This is a genomic window from Mucilaginibacter celer, assembly GCF_003576455.2.
GTDB lineage: Bacteria > Bacteroidota > Bacteroidia > Sphingobacteriales > Sphingobacteriaceae > Mucilaginibacter > Mucilaginibacter celer.
This window is the reverse complement of sequence record NZ_CP032869.1, coordinates 4877906-4892615: the sequence shown is the minus strand read 5'-3', so window position 1 is coordinate 4892615 and position 14710 is coordinate 4877906. Positions and strand designations below refer to the sequence as shown.

Here is a 14710-nt window from a genome sequence, read left to right as displayed (position 1 = left end):
CGTTGGATGATTGTATTATCTACAAAAAACGCTATTTTTATTGGCAATCGCTAATTTAACTGATGACTGACTTTTCATTGTACTTCCAGCTGGGCTGGCAGCACATTTGCAATTGGGAGGGGTACGACCATATTTTGTTTGTTACCGTTCTGTGCGGCACGTATTTACTTGCCGACTGGCGTAAGGTGCTCATTCTGGTCACGGCCTTTACCGTGGGGCACTCTATAACGCTGGCATTAAGCGTTTTAAATATTGTGCATATCAATACGTCACTCATCGAATTCCTGATCCCGGTTACTATTGTCTTTACCAGTTTGGCGAACATCCTCAATAAAAAACGTACCAACACCACCATGCGGCTTAACTATAGCCTTGCTTTATTTTTTGGGCTGATCCATGGCATGGGCTTTTCAAACTACCTGAAAAGCTTACTGGGTACCAGCACCAATATAGCCGCGCAACTGTTTGCTTTTAACATTGGGCTGGAGTTTGGGCAGGTGTTAATTGTAATATCTGCGTTACTTATATCGTATTTACTCATCCGGTTTACCCGGATGGCCCACCGCGATTGGACAATGTTCCTTTCCTCGGCTATATTTGGAATTGCTTTTATAATGTGTATTGAAAGGTTTGTATTAATAAAATTCAGATGAATAAATCTTACCCCGCTTTGCTTTCTTGCTGCATCATGGCCTCATCGGCCTGGGCGCAGTACAATAACAACCCTGGCTCAAACCACGGTAATAAGTTTGAGCAGTTAGGCACTATGGTGTCAACCCCTAACGAGTATCGTACGGCATCAGGCGCTCCAGGGCCGAAGTACTGGCAGCAAAAGGCCGATTACGATATCAGCGCCACGCTTGATGATAACAAGCAGCGTTTAGATGGTGTTGAAACCATTACTTACACCAACAACTCGCCTGATCCGCTTACTTACCTGTGGCTTCAGCTGGATGAGAACGAGCATAAAAAAGATGCCGAGAGCGCCAGGTTTGACGAAAGCAAAATGCAAAGCAAAATGAGCATCCGCCAAATTCAGGCTATTATGGGCCATAATCTGGATTTGGGTAACCATATTGTAAGCGTAAAAGATGGCGCGGGTAATAACCTTACCTATACTATTAACCAAACCATGATGCGCATTGAGTTGCCAACAACGCTGGCACCCGGCGCTAAGTTTAAATTTAAAATAAACTGGTGGTATAACATCTCCGATCGTTTAACCATTGGTGGCCGTGGCGGTTACGAGTATTTCCCGGAGGATGATAACTACCTGTACACCATGACGCAATGGTATCCAAGGATGGCTGTTTACAGCGATTTTCAGGGATGGCAAAACAAGCAGTTTATTGGTCGTGGTGAGTTTGCCTTAACTTTTGGCGATTATAAAGTAAGCATGAACGTACCTGCCGATCACGTAGTTGGTGGTACCGGCCAATGCTCAAACTACGCCCAAACCCTTACCCCGGCACAGTTTAAACGCTGGACGGCCGCGCAATCGGCCTCGCAACCTACCGAGGTTGTAACGCTGGATGAGGTTAAGGATGCAATGAAAAAACACAGCACTGCCCGCAAAACCTGGACTTTCCATGCCGAAAACGTGCGCGATTTTGCATGGGTATCATCTCGCCGTATTGTTTGGGATGCCATGAGCACACAGATTGATGGTGGTAAAAAAGTGATGGCGATGTCGTACTACGGTCCGGAGGCCTATCCGCTTTACCGCAAGTATTCTACCAAGGTTGTCGCGCATACGCTTAAAACTTATTCAAAGCATACATTCCCTTATCCTTACCCGGTAGCTATTTCGGTTGAGGCATCAAACGGTATGGAATACCCGATGATCTGCTTTAACTATGGTCGTGCCGAAAAGGATGGCACTTACAGCGAGGCTACCAAAAATGGCATGATCGGTGTAATTATCCACGAGGTTGGTCACAACTTTTTCCCGATGATCGTAAACTCCGACGAGCGCCAGTGGACCTGGATGGACGAAGGCCTGAACACCTTTTGCCAATACATGGCCGAGCAGGAGTGGGATAGCCGTTATCCATCGCAGCGCGGTCCGGCGTATAAAATAGTTGATTACATGAAGATGCCGAAGGATATGCTGGAGCCTATCATGACCAACTCTGAAAACATTGTAATGTTTGGCCCCAACGCTTACGCCAAACCGGCTACAGCGCTTAACGTATTGCGCGAAACTGTAATGGGTCGCGAGCTGTTCGATTACGCATTTAAAACCTACGCGCACCGCTGGGCCTTTAAACACCCAACCCCTGCCGACTTTTTCCGCACCATGGAAGATGCATCGGCTGTTGATTTGGATTGGTTTTGGAGAGGATGGTTTTACGGAACTGATCCGGTTGATGTATCTATCGATAGCGTGAAATACTACCGTCTCAACACCAAAAACCCGGCGTTGGAAGCCGATGCCGACCGTGCGCAGTTTGATCGCAACCTCGAAAACATCAGCACCACCCGTAACAAAGAAGCCGGTACCCGTTTCGCGGTTGAGGCCGATACCGCCCTGCAGGATTTTTACAGCAAATGGGACCGTTTTGCCGCCACTCCGGCAACTACCCAAAGCTACCAGGCCATGTACAACGCCCTGAGCCCTGCCGAAAAGAAACTGTATGATAGCAAAAACTATTTTTACGAAGTAAGCTTCACTAACAAAGGCGGCCTGGTAACCCCGCTGCTTATTGAGTGGACTTACGCCGATGGCACCAAAGAACAAGAGAAAATCTCGGCCTACATCTGGCGTAAAAACGAAAATAAAATAACCAAGGTTTTCGCGAAAAGCAAGGAGGTAAAGAGCATCAAACTCGACCCATACCGCGAAACCGCCGATATTGACGAAAGCAACAACAGCTGGCCAAGAGAATATGCCCCATCAAGGTTTGAATTGTTTAAGCAACAAACCCTGCCAAGAGGCGCGACTTCAGGCGCTAATCCGATGCAGGAAGCAAGGAAAGGTGGACAGTAAGATTTTATAAAAAGTAAACAGCCTCCCGAATGAAGATCGGGAGGCTGTTTACTTTTTATCCCCCAACGTCATTGCGAGGAACGAAGCAATCGCACGGAGGCAGGTCCGCCTTGTATAGTTCGCGATTGCTTCGTTCCTCGCAATGACGCAGGGCTTACAAACTATATGCATACCTATTTCTTATTTTTCTTATTGCCTATACTATTCTCATAAACGTTCCGTTCTTACTGGCAATGAAAGCAATTTCCTTTTTCATACTCATATGCATGCTGCTCATTTCCACCATACCTGGAAAAGCCGAGCAAACTATGAACATGAAAAATTGCTGCCATAAAATGGCCAACATGCCGCAAAAGCATCATGGTACATCAAAAGGCTGTGATGGAGGTATGTGTGCAACCATGCTATCATGCAATAATTGCTGCTTTTTAAAAACCGAACCAGTTAAGGTAGAGGCGCAGGCTATTACTGTTGATAACAAAATAGCCCTGCCGTATTTAATAGGCAACTTATCCGGCTACGCCAACACCTGCTGGAATCCTCCGAAAGTTTAAATGAAAAGAACATCTGCCTATCCTCAATAGCGTATCTTTTTATTTAAACATTCAATTTAAAAAATCATGAAAAAATTTCTTTTCATCACTACTGTGATGCTGTTTACTTTGGTTAATATCTCATTTGCCAATACACCTTGCTGCAATAGCAAAATGAACCATTGCACCAAATGTGCAAAATCATGCACCAAGCCAACCTGTTTGGATAATTGCAGCAAAACCTGCAAAGCCGCAGGCGATTGTAATAAAACATGTAGCAAGTAATTTATAGGAAAGGCCGGGATCAACACCGGCCTTTCTGTATTTATATCCTACTGCTCATTAAGCAAAAATTTATACTGCCGGTGTTGGCTCAAACAAGCTTGCGTAGTTCTTCCGGTAGGCAAACAACAAAAACATCTGTAACACAATCACCGCCAAACCAATTGGCAAACCGGCCGGTGCCAAAATGGCATGGAACAGGAATATATTAAGCGAAATAGGCAGTAAAATCAGCGTAAATAACGCCGTGTAACGGTTAATGATTAAAAACAGACCGGCAACTATTTCAATTACCTTCATATACTGAAAAAAGTAGCCCGAACCCCACAGTCCGCCGCTAAAAGCCTGTGCTTTATCGCTCATGGGTGGTTGGGCCATGTGCAAAAACTGGAAAAAGAAATTTAAACCAAACACCACAAACACCAGCCCCAGCAAAACGCGGGCAATTAATACTGCAATTTTCATAATTAATGGGTTTAATATAAGGTTAAACACTAAGTTTAGTAATTTAAATGACATAATCAAATCGCCCTGGTGCACAAGCAGTTCATCGGGCATTACTTTTGATAAAACAGGATATATGAACATTCAGAAAATAACATTTGGCAACGGTTGCTTTTGGTGCACCGAAGCCGTTTTCCAGGCCCTTAATGGTGTAACATCAGTAACGTCGGGTTATATGGGCGGTAAGGTTTTAAACCCAACATATGAACAGGTTTGTACAGGTGCCACCGGTCATGCCGAGGTAATTCACCTGGAATACGATGCCGATAAATTATCGTTGGATGAGCTGCTGTTGGTTTTCTTTAAAACCCACGATCCAACTACGCTTAACCGCCAGGGTAATGATGTGGGCACACAATACCGTTCGGCTATATTTTATTATAACGATGAGCAAAAACAAGCTGCCGAAGCGATGATCAAAACACTAACCGACGAGCATGTTTTTGACAGCCCGATAGTAACCGAGATAACCCCGGCCAGCACATTTTATCCTGCTGAGAATTATCACCAGAACTATTTTAACGATAACTATAACAAGCCCTATTGCGCATTTGTTATCCAGCCGAAACTCAATAAATTTGCCAGGGAGTTTAAGGATAAAATAAAACCAGAGTTGTTATAAAAAACTTCATCTGTTAATAGCCAAATTATTTGTCATTCTGAGCGACAGCGAAGGACCTTCTTCGATAAGCCGGGTGGCTATACAGGGCGAAGAAGATGCTTCGTTCCTCAGCATGACAAAATTGTTATCTGCCTTTTCTCCATCAACCACTATGAAAAAAAGTTATAGCTATCTGTTATCAGGCCTGTTATTATTCGCAGCCTGTTCGCCCGTAAAAAAAACTGCAGGTTCAAATACCAGCATCTCTAATGACGGTAAAGTTTGGGCTTCACTGTGGCAACAGCGTGCCGCCGAATACAAGGCATTGTGTTTTCAGGCCTATAACATTGCTAAGCTCAGGGTTGATGAAGGGATTAAAAAAACAGGCGATAAGCCCTGGGCAGTAGTTACGGATATTGACGAAACCGTTTTAGATAACAGCCCCTACGACGCCCACCGCGCCCTGCAAAATCTTGATTACAGCGACACCACCTGGAAGCAATGGACTGATAAGGCCATCGCCGATACCGTGCCCGGCGCCCCGGCCTTTTTTAAATACGCCGCATCAAAAGGCGTCACCATTTTCTATGTTACTAACCGTAACGAAAATGAGCGTGCAACAACTTTGAAAAATCTACAGTTGTACGGTTTACCTAATGCTGATGATGCGCATTTGCAGTTGAAAACTACATTATCAAGCAAGGAAGCCCGCCGCATGAATGTTTTGAAAACACATAATATATTGTTGCTTTGTGGCGATAACCTACCCGATTTTGATTTGTTGTATGATAATCACCCATCCGAGGAAAGTCGTGTTGCTACAACTCAAAAACTGATGAAGGAATTTGGCGATCGTTATATCGTACTGCCTAACCCATCGTATGGCGATTTTGAGGGAGCGCTTTTTCAGTTTAATTACAAGCTAACGCAGGCTCAAAAGGATTCTGTAATAAAAGCGAAGATCAAGGCAGATCAATAGTTAAAATAGGGAGTTTTAAAAGTCTCTCTTTTTGGCGGGATTTAGAGGCCACCCGATATTTAACCGTTGTAGCGCATTGTCTGCTAAGGTTATCTTCATAACTTTTTATCAGTTTTTGCGTATAACCTGACACTATGCCGCCGATTTTTTTAGCCTGCAAAAAGCCTTTATATAAGCTGAAGTCAATTACAAAATGTTGGGCCGGTGTCATAATGTTGTGGCAAAATGTGCATTAAACGCAAATAAATTGCATTTTTGCATACTGCATTATTCAGTTAACCCCCTGTTTAACTATGAGTGATAAAACTATTCTGGTTTGGTTTAGGAATGACTTGCGTATTCATGATAACGAAATTTTGTTAGAAGCCGTACGCAAGGCTGATAAAGTACTGCCGGTTTATTGTTTTGATCCTTATTATTTTCAACTTACCGAAACAGGTGCTCACAAAACAGGGAATTTCAGGGCGAGGTTTTTATTGGAGGCTGTTGCCGATCTGCGTAAAAACTTACAGGGCTTTGGTGCCGAACTTATTATCAGGATAGGTACCCCTGCCGAAGTGATTCCACAGCTTGCCGAAGAATACCATGTAAGCGAGGTGTACCATCACCGCGAAGTAGCTTACGAGGAAACCAACATTTCCGAACAGGTTGAAGCCGCCCTCTGGAAAATGAGGCTTAACCTCAAGCATTTCATCGGGCATACCATGTATCATAAGGAAGATCTTCCTTTTCCGATTAAGGATATTCCCGATAGTTTCGCAGTATTTAAAAAGAAAGTGGAGCGCGATAGCAGCGTACGCCCGGTAGTGCCTACGCCCGACCACATCAGTGTGCCCGAAATTGCCGATGCCGGCGAACTGCCTACTTTGCAACAACTCGGCTTAACTGATCCTATCGACGACCCTCGTGCTACAGATTACTTTCAGGGCGGTGAAACGGCGGCTTTGGTTCAACTGCATAAAAGCCTGTCGATCGTTGATGGTTTTACAAAACAGAAGGGGCGTAATGCCAGCGATTGTTCAACCAAACTTTCGCCGTGGATTTCGATAGGCTGCATTTCGCCGAGGCAGGTTTACTGGGAAATTCAGAAATACGGCAACAACGGTAATTTGTTAAAGCTTGAATTGCTTTGGAGGGATTACTTCAGGTTTATGTTTAAAAAGCATGGGCAAAAGTTTATCAGTGCCAGGAACCAGGCAGCGGAATTGGCCGCTGACCAGGATGTACTATTTGATAAATGGAAACTCGGCGAAACAGGCGTGCCGCTCATCGATGCCGCTATGCACGAACTCAATGCCACCGGCTACATCAGCAATCAAAACCGCCAGGTAGTAGCCGACTATTTAGTAAATACTCTCAAAGGCGATTGGACAAAAGGTGCTGCTTATTTTGAAGAAAAGCTGATCGACTATTCACCAGCAAGCAACTGGGGCAACTGGGCTTTTATTGCCGGGGTTAATGATGCTAAAGAAAGCAAGTACACTATTGCTACCAAACTCCCTAAAGAGTTGGAGGCTAAAACAGACTTTGTGAATACCTGGCAACCATCATCCATCGATGAGGCAGGGGATTTGGTAGAGGCTTAATAATTACCCTTTTTGCGTTAGTGATAGGAGCGGATACCGGCCTTGTGGCTAAGGCCTGCAGGCGTATGAGCGGATAGCACGGGCCGCAGGCAACGCCCATATGCTGAACCGTTGATGGAAATGATTACGTTGATTTCGCTGATTTTTTCTGACTATTTATTTTAATTTTATTAGAGATCAAGTAATGTAACTATGTCAATCTCAGTTATGGTGCTTAATCTGTGATCGTTGGTGAAGAAATAATCTGCTCCATGTATCAGTGCTATAGCTATTTGTAAAGCATCTGGCGTTCTAAGGCTATATTGCGATCTTAATTGAGCTGCTTTTTCAGCTATTTCGTTTGATATTTCGAAAATCTGGATTCCGTCTGCGTTTAAAAGGATGTTTTTGTATTGTGAAACCAATTTGGACTTCTTCTCCTTCATAGGTTTGACTAATACTTCTAAAAGAGTGATTGACGAGGTGATAAAAATAAATTCACCATTATCGTTTGCGGAGAAGCATTCGAGTAATTTATCTTGATAAGTTGAATGCCCCTCAATAAAGTAAATTAAAGGAGCTGTGTCAAGAAAAATTCGCTTGCGATAAAACTTTGTTATCAAGTTTGGTTTTTCTGCTAATGTTGCCATTACCACTGGCGCTCTTGATCGACATAATCATCTATATCTATTTTACTCCACAGAGATGAGCCTAAACCTGATATAGATGACAATTTTACTTTGCTTTTCTTTTGCTCCGGTTTGTGGATCATCAATGCAAGCTTTTCAAAAAGATTTTGCTGCGCCTGTTTATCAAGGCGTTCAAACTGATGTAAAATGCTATTGATGTTTAAATCCGAATTCATACAAACAAATTTAACAAAAATCTAAACCATACTTGTAAACGATTTTCCACCAATCACCGTTTCTTCATCAAAAAAACACCCCCATTGTTGCTTATGGGTAAAATCAACCCAATAGTGGTTAAATTTCTTTGCAATTAATTATGAAGTATATAACGGTATATGTTTACTTTTGTACCGTTTTAAAGATCAGTTTAACATGGATCGTTTCAATTATATCAATAGCGGTAACGCTGCCTACATATCTTCCCTATATGAACAGTACAAACAGGAGCCGGAATCAGTAGATTACGGATGGCAAAAATTTTTTGAAGGCTTTGATTTTGGTAAGGATACCGAAGCATCGGCCGCGATACAGCCAGGCGTTGTTGGTGAAGCTACTCCCGATCATTTCCTGAAAGAAATTAGCGTTTTAAATATGATTGACGGCTACCGGTCGCGCGGGCATTTGTTTTCAAAAACAAACCCGGTGCGTGAGCGCCGTCATTATTTCCCGGGTAAAGATCTGGAAACTTTCGGTTTGACCGATGCCGATCTGGATACCGTTTTTAACGCGGGCGTTGAGGTTGGTTTGGGTGCTGCCAAACTGCGCGATATTCGCCAGTTGCTGGAAGATACCTATTGCCGTGCCATTGGTACCGAGTATAAATACATCCGTAACCCTATAAAAGTTAAATGGTTTGAAGAGCGGATGGAAAGCCGCCGCAATACACCATCGTTCACGGTTGATGAGAAAAAAGAAATGCTCAGCAAGCTGAACGAGGCCGTAACTTTCGAAAACTTTTTGGGTACCAAATTTTTGGGACAGAAACGTTTCTCGTTAGAAGGTGCCGAGGCCTTGATCCCATCGATGGATTCGGTTATTAAAAATGGTGCTGATCTGGGTATCGAAGAGTTTATCATCGGTATGGCTCACCGTGGCAGATTGAACGTATTGACTAATATTATGGAGAAAACCTATAAAGAGGTATTCTCTGAGTTTGAAGGTAAAAATTACGATTCGGAATCACCATTTGGTGGCGACGTGAAATATCACTTGGGTTTCTCAACCGATGTGCAAACCAAAAGCGGCAAAAAAGTTCACCTGAGCCTTTGCCCCAACCCATCGCACCTTGAGGCTGTTGACCCGGTTGTAGAAGGTATCACCCGCTCAAAAATCGACTTTAAATATGGCGGCGACCATTCAAAAATCGCCCCGATCCTGATTCATGGTGATGCTTCAATTGCCGGTCAGGGTATTGTGTACGAAGTTTTGCAGATGGAAAAACTGGATGGCTACCGCACAGGCGGCACCATTCACCTGGTTATTAACAACCAGATAGGTTTTACCACCAACTATAAAGATGCCCGTTCAAGTACTTACTGTACCGATGTGGCTAAAACTGTGCTTTCGCCGGTATTCCACGTAAATGGCGACGACGTTGAGGCTTTGGCCTATGTGGTTAACCTGGCTATGGAATACAGGCAGGTATTTAATGAGGATGTGTTTATCGATATTCTTTGCTACCGTAGATACGGACATAACGAGGCGGATGAGCCTAAATTTACCCAGCCGTTGTTGTACAAAGCCATCGAAGCGCATCCTAACCCGTTAAAAATTTACAACCAGAAACTGATTGACGAAGGCAGCATTAATGCCGAGTTTTTAAAAGGCATGGAAAAAGCCTTCCGCGATGAATTGCAGCAAAAACTGGACGAAGTAAAATCGGAAGAAAGGTTTACCGATACCATCGCCATGTTTGAAGGTGCCTGGAGCGGTTTGCACTTAGCCAGCCACAAAGAATTGGTGAAACCTATTGATACCTCGGTACCTGAAGAAACTTTGTTGGAAATAGGTAATAAACTAACTGTGTTGCCGAAAGATAAACAGTTTTTTAAAAAAATTGAGAAACTGTTTGAAGACCGCAGCGCCATGGTAAACAATACTAAAGTGTTTGACTGGGCCATGGGCGAGTTGCTGGCTTACGGTACTTTACTAAAAGAAGGCTATCCGGTAAGGTTAAGCGGCGAAGATGTTAAACGCGGTACTTTCTCGCACCGTCACGCGGTGTTGACCTTGGTTGATTCGGAAGAAGAGTTTACTCCATTGGCTGATATCAATCCTGAAGCTAAGCTGAGTATTTATAATTCACTGCTATCCGAATATGGCGTTTTAGGTTTTGAATACGGTTATGCCCTTGCAAATCCTAATGCTTTGACTATATGGGAAGCTCAATTTGGCGATTTCTTTAACGGTGCCCAGATCATAGTTGACCAGTACATTGCCAGCGCCGAAACAAAATGGCAGCGTGGTAACGGCCTGGTTATGTTATTGCCTCACGGTTACGAAGGCCAGGGCCCAGAGCACTCATCGGCCCGTGTGGAGCGTTTCCTGGAGCTTTGTGCCGATGATAATATCCAGGTGGCTAACTGTACTACGCCTGCAAACTTCTTCCATATTTTAAGGAGGCAGATGCACCGCGATTTCCGTAAGCCGTTAATCATCTTTACACCGAAAAGCTTGTTGCGCAGCCCTAAATGCGTATCGCCGCTTGAAGATTTTACCGGTGGCAAATTCCACGAACTGATTGATGATACTTACGCCGATCCTAAAAAAGTAAAACGTGTACTGCTTTGCACAGGTAAGGTTTATTATGACCTGCTTGATAAACAGCAGGCTGATAAACGTAAGGATGTAGCCATTGTACGTATTGAACAATTATACCCAACCCCGGTTACACAGATATTGAAAGTTAAGGCTAAGTACGAAAAAGCTACCGAATTTATCTGGGTACAGGAAGAGCCCGAAAATATGGGCGCATGGCCATACATTTGCCGCAAATTCCATAACGATAAACTGATTAACCTGAGCGTGATCTCGAGGATTGAAGGCAGCAGTACCGCCACCGGCTTTGCCAAACAGCATGCCGCGCAGCAATTGTATATTGTATCGAAAGCATTTGAGGCGCCTGCGGGCAAAGTAGTTAAGGAATCGGTTAAAAAAACAACAAAAAAAATGGCTGATGCCGGTGCTGATTGATCCTGAAATCAAGATCCCCGCAAATAAAACATCCATTTATAAAAAATAAAATCTACAAAACGATAATATGAGTTTAGCGATTAAGGTGCCTACCGTAGGCGAATCAATTACAGAAGTAACCCTTGCAAGCTGGAAAAAGAAAGATGGCGACCGCGTTGAAATGGACGAGGTGATTGCCGAACTGGAATCAGACAAGGCTACTTTTGAGCTTACTGCCGAAAAAGCAGGTACTTTAAAAATTGTTGCTGCCGAAGGCGATGTTTTAGCCATTGGCGCTGTTGTTGCCAACATTGAAGATGGTGGCGCTGAGGCTGCTGTCCCTGCTCCGGCAAAAGAAGCTGCTCCGGCTGCACAGCCTCAGCCAGAGGTTGTTGCTAATGCACCTGCTCCGGCCCCCGTAGCCGCTGCTCCTGCTGCTTCAGGCTCAGATTCAATCGAGATTAAGGTACCAACCGTTGGTGAATCAATTACTGAGGTAACTTTATCGCGCTGGATTAAAAAGGATGGCGAAGCAGTTGCGATGGACGAAGCTATTGCCGAGCTGGAATCAGACAAAGCAACTTTTGAACTTACTGCCGAAAAAGCGGGTATTTTAAAAACTTTAGCCAAAGAAGGTGATGTATTGCCTATTGGCGCAGTAGTATGCACCATTGAAGGTGCAGGTGCTGCTACTCCTGCCGCTACCCCTGTAACCCCGGCCGTAGTTAGCGCTACAGATGAATCACCACAAGGTGGTGCCGCTGCCGAAAGTGCAAAAACTTATGCTTCTGGCACTCCTTCACCCGCTGCTGCTAAAATATTGGCCGAGAAAGGTGTTGCTGCCGGTTCGGTTGCTGGTACCGGTGTTGATGGCCGCATTACTAAAGGCGATGCCCTAAACGCGCAAGCTGCTCCGGTTAAACCTGCTACTGCCCCTGCCGCTGCAACTCCAACCACTGCTCCTGCAACTGCCACTACTTCAACCGGAGAGAGAAGCGAGAAACGCGAAAAAATGACTTCGTTGCGTAAAACTGTTGCCAAACGTTTGGTATCGGTTAAAAATGAAACGGCTATGCTTACCACCTTTAACGAGGTTGATATGCAGCCCATCATGGAGTTGCGCGCTAAGTACAAAGATAAATTTAAAGAGAAACACAACGTTGGCTTAGGCTTCATGTCGTTCTTTACCAAAGCCGTTACCGAAGCTTTGAAAGATTGGCCAGCCGTTGGTGCCCGTATTGAAGGTGAAGAGATTGTTTACAGCAATTTTGCTGATATCTCTATAGCTGTATCGGCCCCTAAAGGTTTGGTGGTTCCGGTTATCCGCAATGCAGATAGCATGAGCCTTGCCGAAATTGAAAAAGCAATTGTAGTATTAGCAGGCAAAGCCCGCGAAAATAAATTGACCATTCCTGAAATGACAGGTGGTACATTTACCATCACTAATGGTGGTGTATTTGGTTCGATGCTGTCAACACCTATCATCAACGCACCGCAATCAGCAATCCTTGGTATGCACAATATCATTGAGCGCCCGGTAGCAGTAAACGGACAGGTAGTGATTCGCCCGATGATGTACCTGGCTTTATCTTATGATCACAGGATCATTGATGGTCGCGAGTCGGTAAGCTTCCTGGTAAGGGTTAAACAGTTATTGGAAGATCCTGCAAGGTTGTTGTTGGGAGTTTAATCTCTGCATAGCTTAGATATTTAAGAGCCCGAAGTTTTGATAGAGGGCACTGAAAAAGTAGCTCAATAAAGTTGGGTTATTAAAAGCGATCAAGAAAAAGGCAACTTTTACTTGGTCGCTTTTCTTATGCATCATTATTTGCGGAGTTGATTTCTTGTGGCCGATATAGCTGTATTATCGATCTGCTGATCAGTAGGAGGCATTTTGGGGAAATTTTAGTTCATCAGTTTGATGATCCTTTTCAGATTTACAGTAAAGATGGCCAGAGCGCCCTGCATCTGCATATTTTCGATACCATAGGCTATTGCCCGATCATAGCCATGAACGTTTTTTAGTTCGCTGTTCTTGGCTTCTATCTTATATCTGTGTTTGATACTTTCTTTATATTCGGTGGTTTCCTGAAAAGCCATTTGCTGCAGGTGCCTATCCGATTTGATAGTGACAGAATAGGTTTTGGTCTTTGCCCCTAACTTGTAGCAACCATCCCTTAATGGACATACTTTACATTTTTCAACATCAAAGTAATAAGTGTTTGCCTGGTTTTTCCCTCTGTTCTTCTTTCCATGCCGGGCTTTTCGGAAAGCCAGATGTCCAGCCGGGCATACGAACATACCCGCATCTTTGTTATAATCAAACTTGTCTTCTTCTTTTCGGGTTCCTTGTGAAATTGCCGGTGTAAGTTTGGCAACGATCCTGATGTCCTGTTCTGTTGCTATCTTAAGATTATCTTTTCCTGAATAAGCTGAATCGCCGATGATCCTTTCTACTTCAATGCCATTTTGCTGACTGATCTCCAAAAGTTTGGGAAGTTCCGGGCCATCGCCTTTTTCTCCCGAAGTGACCACCGCAGCGGTAATAATGCGTTCTTCGGTCATCGCCAAATGGGTCTTGTAACCAAAGAAGGAACTATCAGCCGATTTGTGGCCTGTTTTAGCATCCTTGTCTTTGGATAATGTATAGTGCTCCTGCGTATCTGCTACCGTCTCCTTTAACAGGTTGAGCTTTTCTTTTACAGCAGGTATCTGGCATAACGGCCCGTCGGCTTCAATATACTTTTCCAATGCATTGCAATAGGCCAGTTCTTTTTCCAACTCGTCCGTAGTGTTCTTTTCCGGCATGCCTGCCTTCATATCTTCATCGATAGCATATACCGCTTTGCGGAGCAGTTTCGAGCGCTCCCGTAATACTTCCAATGCTGAATAGGGATTTGACCTTGACAGAGAATGGGTGGCATCAACAATAATGGACTTACTGCGGATGATCCCTTTTTCAATGGCTATGCCCACTGTTTTATTAATCAGCAAGTTCAAAAGATCATTATCCTTCAGCCTCAACTTTCTAAACTTGGTCAATGAACTGGGATCGATAACGCCTTCTTCCGGGGACATCTCCAGGAAATATTTGAAAGACATATCATATTGCGAACGTTCCACCACATCGACATCTGAAACAGTGTAGATCGTTTTTAATAACAAGTATTTGAACATCCGTACAGGACTTTCGGCTGCCCTGCCATTGGTCATACAATATTTGCAGACCAATTCATCATAGATAAACGTAAAATCTACCAGGTCATTGATCTTCCGCAATAGATTGTCTTTCGGAACGATCAGATCATATAACCCTGAAAATGTACTGAACTGAATCTGCTGTTGTTGGCTAAGCATCTTAATGTCTTTCTTTCGACACTTTAAGATACAAAAAAAG

13 protein-coding genes are annotated in these 14710 nt (G+C 43.9%); 9 read left to right on the top strand and 4 right to left on the bottom strand.

The window, feature by feature from the left end:
- Positions 1-62: 62 nt before the first annotated feature.
- From HYN43_RS20060 to HYN43_RS30465, 4 genes are all read left to right on the top strand, one after another.
- Positions 63-653, top strand: coding sequence for a HupE/UreJ family protein (locus HYN43_RS20060; protein WP_119411024.1), 591 nt, complete (start codon positions 63-65; stop codon positions 651-653).
- On the top strand, positions 650-2989 hold the full coding sequence (locus HYN43_RS20055; RefSeq protein WP_119411023.1) for a M1 family metallopeptidase: 2340 nt from the start codon (positions 650-652) through the stop codon (positions 2987-2989). Before HYN43_RS20060 ends, HYN43_RS20055 begins: the two co-directional genes overlap by 4 nt.
- Before the next feature lie 308 nt (positions 2990-3297).
- On the top strand, positions 3298-3543 hold the full coding sequence (locus tag HYN43_RS20050) for a hypothetical protein (RefSeq protein ID WP_162996560.1): 246 nt from the start codon (positions 3298-3300) through the stop codon (positions 3541-3543).
- A 66-nt stretch (positions 3544-3609) separates the two neighbouring features.
- Entirely contained in the window at positions 3610-3807 is a 198-nt protein-coding gene (locus tag HYN43_RS30465) for a hypothetical protein (protein WP_162996559.1), read from the top strand.
- A gap of 69 nt (positions 3808-3876) precedes the next feature.
- Here HYN43_RS30465 and HYN43_RS20040 read toward each other — a convergent pair whose 3' ends face one another.
- Positions 3877-4269, bottom strand: a complete 393-nt coding sequence (locus HYN43_RS20040; protein ID WP_162996558.1) for a DoxX family membrane protein — start codon at positions 4267-4269, stop codon at positions 3877-3879.
- A 115-nt stretch (positions 4270-4384) separates the two neighbouring features.
- On the opposite strand from HYN43_RS20040, the gene msrA reads away from it, so the two are divergent.
- The 3 genes from msrA (at position 4385) to HYN43_RS20020 (ending at position 7474) form a co-directional block, all read left to right on the top strand.
- A complete protein-coding gene (gene msrA, locus HYN43_RS20035; protein ID WP_119411019.1) occupies positions 4385-4930 on the top strand; it encodes a peptide-methionine (S)-S-oxide reductase MsrA in 546 nt (181 codons plus the stop codon).
- Between the two features lie 151 nt (positions 4931-5081).
- Positions 5082-5888, top strand: a complete 807-nt coding sequence (locus HYN43_RS20030) for a 5'-nucleotidase, lipoprotein e(P4) family (RefSeq protein ID WP_162996557.1) — start codon at positions 5082-5084, stop codon at positions 5886-5888.
- Positions 5889-6181: 293 nt separating this feature from the next.
- Complete coding sequence (locus HYN43_RS20020; RefSeq protein WP_119411016.1) at positions 6182-7474, top strand: DASH family cryptochrome; 1293 nt, start codon at positions 6182-6184, stop codon at positions 7472-7474.
- 170 nt (positions 7475-7644) lie between these two features.
- Here HYN43_RS20020 and HYN43_RS20015 read toward each other — a convergent pair whose 3' ends face one another.
- On the bottom strand, positions 7645-8103 hold the full coding sequence (locus tag HYN43_RS20015) for a type II toxin-antitoxin system VapC family toxin (RefSeq protein WP_119411015.1): 459 nt from the start codon (positions 8101-8103) through the stop codon (positions 7645-7647).
- Positions 8103-8318: a hypothetical protein gene (locus HYN43_RS20010; protein WP_119411014.1), complete on the bottom strand. Its 216-nt coding sequence runs from the start codon at positions 8316-8318 to the stop codon at positions 8103-8105. The genes HYN43_RS20015 and HYN43_RS20010 overlap by 1 nt, the downstream gene beginning before the upstream one ends.
- A gap of 196 nt (positions 8319-8514) precedes the next feature.
- Here HYN43_RS20010 and HYN43_RS20005 point away from each other — a divergent pair, with 196 nt between their 5' ends.
- Positions 8515-11334: a 2-oxoglutarate dehydrogenase E1 component gene (locus HYN43_RS20005; RefSeq protein WP_119411302.1), complete on the top strand. Its 2820-nt coding sequence runs from the start codon at positions 8515-8517 to the stop codon at positions 11332-11334.
- Between the two features lie 67 nt (positions 11335-11401).
- Positions 11402-13003 (top strand): 2-oxoglutarate dehydrogenase complex dihydrolipoyllysine-residue succinyltransferase, encoded by a 1602-nt coding sequence (gene odhB, locus HYN43_RS20000; protein ID WP_119411013.1) that lies wholly within the window; start codon positions 11402-11404, stop codon positions 13001-13003.
- Between the two features lie 215 nt (positions 13004-13218).
- Here odhB and HYN43_RS19995 read toward each other — a convergent pair whose 3' ends face one another.
- Positions 13219-14670, bottom strand: coding sequence for an IS1182 family transposase (locus HYN43_RS19995; protein ID WP_119408745.1), 1452 nt, complete (start codon positions 14668-14670; stop codon positions 13219-13221).
- Positions 14671-14710 lie beyond the last annotated feature (40 nt).

Bases quoted from the DNA above. Each gene is read 5' to 3' on its own strand.
- HYN43_RS20030 (WP_162996557.1), top strand. From the start codon at position 5,082: ATGAAAAAAAGTTATAGCTATCTGTTATCAGGCCTGTTATTATTCGCA.
- odhB (WP_119411013.1), top strand. From the start codon at position 11,402: ATGAGTTTAGCGATTAAGGTGCCTACCGTAGGCGAATCAATTACAGAA.
- HYN43_RS20020 (WP_119411016.1), top strand. From the start codon at position 6,182: ATGAGTGATAAAACTATTCTGGTTTGGTTTAGGAATGACTTGCGTATT.
- HYN43_RS19995 (WP_119408745.1), bottom strand. From the start codon at position 14,670: ATGCTTAGCCAACAACAGCAGATTCAGTTCAGTACATTTTCAGGGTTA.
- HYN43_RS20015 (WP_119411015.1), bottom strand. From the start codon at position 8,103: ATGGCAACATTAGCAGAAAAACCAAACTTGATAACAAAGTTTTATCGC.
- HYN43_RS20040 (WP_162996558.1), bottom strand. From the start codon at position 4,269: ATGAAAATTGCAGTATTAATTGCCCGCGTTTTGCTGGGGCTGGTGTTT.
- HYN43_RS20005 (WP_119411302.1), top strand. From the start codon at position 8,515: ATGGATCGTTTCAATTATATCAATAGCGGTAACGCTGCCTACATATCT.
- HYN43_RS20050 (WP_162996560.1), top strand. From the start codon at position 3,298: ATGAACATGAAAAATTGCTGCCATAAAATGGCCAACATGCCGCAAAAG.
- HYN43_RS30465 (WP_162996559.1), top strand. From the start codon at position 3,610: ATGAAAAAATTTCTTTTCATCACTACTGTGATGCTGTTTACTTTGGTT.
- HYN43_RS20010 (WP_119411014.1), bottom strand. From the start codon at position 8,318: ATGAATTCGGATTTAAACATCAATAGCATTTTACATCAGTTTGAACGC.
- msrA (WP_119411019.1), top strand. From the start codon at position 4,385: ATGAACATTCAGAAAATAACATTTGGCAACGGTTGCTTTTGGTGCACC.
- HYN43_RS20055 (WP_119411023.1), top strand. From the start codon at position 650: ATGAATAAATCTTACCCCGCTTTGCTTTCTTGCTGCATCATGGCCTCA.
- HYN43_RS20060 (WP_119411024.1), top strand. From the start codon at position 63: ATGACTGACTTTTCATTGTACTTCCAGCTGGGCTGGCAGCACATTTGC.